The 5,331-nt window shown below is 41.8% G+C and carries 5 protein-coding genes; 3 read left to right on the top strand and 2 right to left on the bottom strand.

Going from position 1 to position 5,331, the window contains the following annotated elements; all coding sequences use genetic code 11:
* A partial coding sequence (locus BLV55_RS14305) for a chloride channel protein (protein WP_093315651.1) occupies positions 1-920 on the bottom strand: 920 nt, incomplete at its 3' end.
* Between the two features lie 681 nt (positions 921-1,601).
* Here BLV55_RS14305 and BLV55_RS14295 point away from each other — a divergent pair.
* Together BLV55_RS14295 and BLV55_RS14290 are read left to right on the top strand one after the other, a co-directional pair.
* Positions 1,602-1,787 (top strand): hypothetical protein, encoded by a 186-nt coding sequence (locus tag BLV55_RS14295; protein ID WP_093315647.1) that lies wholly within the window; start codon positions 1,602-1,604, stop codon positions 1,785-1,787.
* 36 nt (positions 1,788-1,823) lie between these two features.
* Positions 1,824-2,945 (top strand): acyltransferase family protein, encoded by a 1,122-nt coding sequence (locus BLV55_RS14290; protein ID WP_176968437.1) that lies wholly within the window; start codon positions 1,824-1,826, stop codon positions 2,943-2,945.
* Here BLV55_RS14290 and BLV55_RS14285 read toward each other — a convergent pair.
* A complete protein-coding gene (locus tag BLV55_RS14285; RefSeq protein ID WP_093315643.1) occupies positions 2,938-4,047 on the bottom strand; it encodes a serine hydrolase domain-containing protein in 1,110 nt (369 codons plus the stop codon). The two genes, BLV55_RS14290 and BLV55_RS14285, sit on opposite strands and share 8 nt — an antisense overlap.
* A 739-nt stretch (positions 4,048-4,786) precedes the next feature.
* On the opposite strand from BLV55_RS14285, the gene BLV55_RS14280 reads away from it, so the two are divergent.
* Positions 4,787-5,331, top strand: a 545-nt coding sequence (locus tag BLV55_RS14280) for a chloride channel protein (protein ID WP_143033230.1), incomplete at its 3' end; no start/stop codon positions are given.

Here is a 5,331-nt window from a genome sequence, read left to right as displayed (position 1 = left end):
GAAGTGGCTAACATTTTTCCTACTAATAGAAAGCACAAGAAAGCGATGGGAAAACTTCCGTTAATCATACCTTGAATCATAGCCGTTCCAGTTCCTCCAACGTCAGGCAAATAAAAAAGAAGGATTCCTGTTAAAATGCCACCAAGAATAGGATGCGTGCCTTTACGGGGAAGTTTTGTAAATAATTTTTGGATAGAGCCAAAGAAGGTCATAAACAAAAGAGAAACTACTCCAGCCAGTATCCCTGTAAGAATAAACCAGTGGACATTCGTCACATCCGGTGAATAGGAAGGTGCATAGAAAAGCGAAGTGGAATCGGCAAAAACACCATAAATGACAAAACCCATGGTAGAGGACAAAATAGCAGGAAAAAGATCGCCATAATGAAGCGAGGATTTATACAGAACTTCCACCACAAAAATACCCCCACCTAGTGGCGAATGAAAAATGGCACCAATCGCACCAGCTGCTCCACAAATAGTGAGAATTCTTTCATCTTCTTTATGATAAAAACGATTTAAGAGAGGGATGCGGGAAAAAATATCGCCAATGCTGCCACCAATGACCAACATAGGTCCTTCAACTCCTCCGCTTCCTCGAAACCCAAGAGTAACTGCTGTTGATAAGATTTTACTCAGCATGGTTTTTCCAGCCAAATATTTTTTGTCATGATTGACTTCGTAAATATAGTGATCGGTTCCAAAACCAGCGGCAATTGGATCCCAAAGCAGGATAATGGATACCATAATTCCACCAATTACAGGTGCAAGGGCAAGTGGAAGAAATCGGCTGCCAGATTCCATTAAATGAATCGCCCGTTGAAGAGCTACCGCCGATATACCACCGCCAAAGCCCATAAAGGTAGCAACGATGAGCCATTTTGACATATACTTTCCAATGTAAGGAAGTGTTTTTCTCATGATCAGAGCCTCTTTTCCAGATAGTTCTATCCTTCAGAAATCCATAGAAACTAGTTATAAGCTTAGTTTTTTAAGGATTTCAGATGGTTTTAAGCAATTCAGCTCATTATTCTAACATAAAAAAAATGAAAAGGATATACATCAAAAAAGTAAATCAATTTTCAGAATTACCAAACCAAGGAAAAGGCAAAAAATACAAGAAGCTACCGTGGAACGATGGCAGAACCACAGGTGGTTTTTTTGTGTACAAATATAAATTCTAGAAATAGTGAAAAAATAAAGGAAATATTAGGAGAGCATAGAATCTATATATCACGGTCGCTCCCCTTGGGGGAGCGTGGATTGAAACTGCCATCGAGTTCTACAATAATGCTTGCTGTAGGACACACGCGGGGACGGTTCGTGCGCCACGAAGGGTGTGCCATATAGCGGGTGGCTTCCCCGCAAGGCTGCCCAATGCGACAGGGAGTCGGATTACTGCATATTACTGAAGAAGTAGGGTAATGCCTATGGAGGGAAGGTGGTAACACAACATCAACCTTAAGGAGAAACATATGCTCCACACAGAGGGAGGAAACATGCGGAAACGCAACTGGACAGGATAGCAAAAGTAGCAAAGGAAAATCCTAAAGAAAAATTCACGTCATTAATACACCTGATCAACGAGGAAAACCTGATCAAATGCCACAAAAACATGAGCACCGGAAAAGCATCCGGAGTAGACGAAGTGGCGAAAGAACAATACAGCAAAGTTTTAGCCATCGCCTAATATATGATCAATATTCTGGAAAAGTCATTCATATAAAGAAAAAAACAGAAAAAGCAACAGCGGATGAAAAGCAAGTTGTTTTGACAGCCATGATATAATGAGCTTTGGAAATGACTGAAATAAGAGGACTCATTATGGCTAAAAAACGTATTTATGAACTTCATTTTATCCGCAGTATTGCCTGTCTTTGTGTCGTATTTGTACACAGCATGACCAGGGTAGTGGAAATACACGCATCGGAATTAACGGACAATCAGGTTTTATGGCTGATGACATTGCGCCTGTTTTTTACCTTTGGCACGCCTATCTTTATTTTTCTTTCCGAATTCCTTATTTCCTACTCTTACGCAGACGGCATACCTGAGGGGTTTCTGAAAAAGAGAGCTCAGTATATATTACTTCCTTACTTATCCATGAGTGTGGTATATGCTTTTATTATGGTGCATGAATCCAGCGAAACGCTGATTTCCAACGGACTTATAAGCAGCTTCAGTGTATATGTCCTTCAAAATTTACTTTTTGGTTTTTATAATCATGGTTACTTCATTATTGTCATCTTCCAGTTTTATCTGTTACACATTTGGCTGCGTCGGTTTTTGGAACGCCAGCAACCAGGCCTGGTAATTGCTGTATCCCTGGCAATTAACCTGGTATATCTGAGCTATTTTAATATGACTCCTCCGCCGGAGATTCCCTTTGGTGAGTATCTTTGGAGAGGGTTGCACTGGGTTCCTTTTCCGTCCTGGATTTTCTATTTCACATTGGGTTATTATGGCGGCAGGCATTATGATGTCTTAAAAGAGAAGGTTTTGAATCTGGGTGTTAAAATTCATCTCGTACCTGTTTTGGCAGCCATTCCTGTAATTACGTTTTACCTCAGGGGTATTATTGTTGAGGATAGCTCCAGAAGAGTTGATATTTTATTCTTAACAACGGCTATGATTTTTCTCCTTTTCCGGATGTCTTTTAGAATGAAAAAAATACCGGAAATATTTAATGGACTGAATCATTCCTCTTTTGGTATTTATTTGCTGCATATGGTGTTTCTCTATCTCATGACACTGTTATTTGAGACTTACCGGATACTGGCTTATCATCCGCTGCTTACGCTGCTGGTCATGTTTGTGGGAAGTGTCACGCTATCTGTGCTGGCAACGGAATTGATCAGCCGACTTTCTTTTGGCTATGTTATAATTGGAAAAAAGCCCGAGTACCAATGGATGTGGTCTCGGGCGAAGAAAAAATGTCCTATATAGTTGAATGAATCCCTGGAACGGTTTCGGGTGTTTCTTTGGCCTCGCCAGTTTTAGCGTCGAGAATCAGACTGAGCAAATATAAACGCTGGCTGCTGGTTACCCGATTATAAAAGGGAAAAATGCTGTCGTCCGAATTCATTCGATGCACAAAAACAATATTCTTTTCCGGAATAACATCGATGGACTGGCCATACCTTCCTACGGCTGAAAAAAGCCCCAGTTCTTCCCATTCTCCCTGGTGGGCCACCCACCATAAATAGCCATAGCCAAATACATCAAAGCCTTTAGGAATAGCGTGCGCCTGGAGGCTTTCTTCGATCCATTCAGAAGGAACGATCTGATCGCCTTCCCAAGAACCCTGCTGAAGGTATAACTGCCCGAATCGAGCCATATCTCTGGCTGAAACCCGGAAGAGGTAGGAGGGGTGCAGGGATTTGTTGGATTCAAACTGATACCATGTGTTATCAAGCGAAAAATCTTCCATTTCCAGTGGTTTGGCAATAAGATCCTTAAATTCTTTGAATAATTCAGATTCAGTTTGATGGTTAAAAATGCTTCCCAACACATTGAAATCCCAGTTATTATAGTAAAAGTGTGTTCCGGGTAGGTGTGCGTCTCTGGGAGGACGCGTCCGTGACATGGCCCAGGATTCTTCGCCGGCTTCCAGGTAAACACCAGAACTGGATTTCAATAGATCGGCAATGGTTGCCTGCTTTTCCTGGGAGGTTAGTTCTGTCATTTCCAGGAGCTCCAACTCTCCCATGGTCTGATTGAGATCAATCACGCCTTTCTCCCTGTATATGCCATAAAGGGCGTTAAGGAAACTTTTTCGGACAGAATGAGCTCTGGTATTTTTGGTCACATCTCCCCAAGCGAACACTACTTTTCCGTCGTATATGAACAGGGCGGCGGTTGAGTGCAGCTCGCGATAATACTCCTGGGCCTCCTGTAGTTTATCCGAAGACCAGCCGGCTTCTTCGGGTTCTTTATACTGCATCCAAGAAGACTCGTAATGAACTTCCTGAGGAGCCTCTTCCCTGGCGAATAGTATGATTATCAGCAAAGCCAATAATGCGCCAAAGATGAACCGTGCATAACGCAAAAGGAAATTCCTCCCTTCCTATTTATTCTTCGATTTTCTTTCACTTACTTGCATATTTTCAGTATTTCATTTACCTTCAAGAAGCACTTATGGACTCCATCTGGATCAGAGGTTATTTAGGTACTACAAGCGAAGCGTCTTAACTTTGCTTTATTTTGCGGTAATCCCCAGACCTCTTGTGGCAGCAACCTTCCCATGTCTAACAGGGTCTTCCGATGGTAATCGGTGCCCTGAATTTTTTCGTTTTGCCTATCCATAAAGTGGGTGTCATATGTGCTACTTCGCTGAGTTAATGCTCTGGTGGATAATTTCTCTGCCTACCTGCTGCTTGTTTTTATTGGTTTCCTATGCAATCCCAGCAATAGGAGCTGCTGCATTGGAATAAAAACGAACTTATCTTTATCACCCTCTCTTTCTATAGTAACATACTATGCTATTCTCGTTAATGTTTGTCGAATAAGCATGTTAGCAGTGATCAGAATAGCAGGAGTTATTGAGCTATTTCTAAGATTTCATCCCTTCGAAGATCAAGATTTTGCTGGTTGGGAAACATGCTTTCGTCATCCTCTGATGACAGTACTGCCGGATTGTTCAATCAGATATTGCTTATTGAGGTTGTTACGGAAACAAGCTAACTTTTGTTAACGGGTTCACATTTATTCTGACAGAGGAACCGGTTATTCGGAGGACCAATGGGACCAATGGAGACGGGGGCAACTCGTCCTTCGGGTATTGCCTTATGAATCACCACATCCACTTATTAATCAAAGAGGGACGAGAGGAACTGGGTACTGTCTGTCCCAGAATCGGCGCAAAATATGTCTACTGGCATAACCTGGAAATACAGCCGAAGAAGGCATTTATTTATTATCAAAACATCGAGCTCTATCTATGGAGCAGATACAAGGAGTACATAAGTGAAAAAGACATTTGCGAAACAGCGTTTCCCTTAAGTGGTGTATTTGCCGATTCCACTTCGCTTTTCTATGCACCTTCCTATTCACCGGATGTGACGAATGTCCACTGGTTTATTCTTACAGGGATACTGGCTGGAGTAGTTTCTCTTTTGTTTATGTCCTTCTTTGGCTCTATCCAAAAATTATTTACAAAACTTCCCCGTAAAGGCACGCATCCTATTCTTGGTGGCATTTTAACAGGAATCCTTCTTTTTTATTTGCCTGACGTTGGAGGAACTGGAACGGCTATGATTCAAGGTATGATTAACGGAAGTTTTCCCATCGCTTTCTTGTGCTTTCTATTAGTAGGAAAAATGTTAGCCACTTC

Origin of the sequence: Tindallia californiensis (genome assembly GCF_900107405.1) — a bacterium.
GTDB classification, from domain to species: Bacteria; Bacillota; Clostridia; order Peptostreptococcales; family Tindalliaceae; genus Tindallia; species Tindallia californiensis.
Note: the sequence above shows the minus strand (reverse complement) of the source record. Positions and strands in the feature narration are given on the sequence as shown.

Coding starts and splice junctions, on each gene's coding strand:
- BLV55_RS14290 (WP_176968437.1), top strand. CDS start 1,824: ATGGCTAAAAAACGTATTTATGAACTTCATTTTATCCGCAGTATTGCC.
- BLV55_RS14295 (WP_093315647.1), top strand. CDS start 1,602: ATGCCACAAAAACATGAGCACCGGAAAAGCATCCGGAGTAGACGAAGT.